The following is a 669-nucleotide window of genomic DNA, read 5'->3' as shown; positions in this document are numbered from 1 at the left end:
CAAGCCACGGGGTGACAGTATACTACACAATTTTATAAACAACTCTCCACGCTCTTCAAAATTTTTAAACTGATCATATGAACTACAACTAGGTGCTAACAAGATATTTTTTACCTCCGCATTATCACCTATTGCATCCTTATAAGCAAGATCGAAGGCTTGTTCAAGATCATCACATATTACAAAATCTACTATATTCTTAGCAGTATTTGCAAATATTTCTTTAGCTTGACCATAAAAATAAGCTTTCTTAATTTTACTGAAATAAGGCTTTATTTCCTCAATACCACCCTCTTTAGAGATTCCTCCAGCAAGCCAGTAAATATTATCTAGTGCTTTAATTGATTGCACGGCAGATATGGCATTTGTTGCTTTACTATCATTGTAAAAACTTATATTATTTATACTACCGATATATTGCATTCTATGAGGTAAACTTTGAAAACTACTTATAGACTCAATTATTTTTTTAGGTTCTACTCCTATTATTTTAGCTACTGCATAACTTGCTGCAATATTCTCATAATTGTGAAGTCCTTGCAAATTTTTATTAAACGATAATTTATAACTTATATCATTATCTTTAATTTTATCATCAACTACCGAAATACCGTTTTCAAGAATTTTAGTAACCGAAAAAGGAATTAGTTTTATACGCTGCTCTTGCTG

1 protein-coding gene is annotated in these 669 nt (G+C 30.6%); it reads right to left on the bottom strand.

The genetic code is table 11. The features are described from left to right. On the bottom strand, window positions 1-669 hold a 669-nt coding region (locus tag MB29_RS07195), incomplete at both ends, for a glutamate ligase domain-containing protein (RefSeq protein ID WP_032139665.1).

It is taken from the genome of Rickettsia tamurae (genome assembly GCF_000751075.1).
GTDB classification, from domain to species: Bacteria; Pseudomonadota; Alphaproteobacteria; order Rickettsiales; family Rickettsiaceae; genus Rickettsia; species Rickettsia tamurae.
This window is presented reverse-complemented; position numbering and strand designations above follow the sequence as displayed.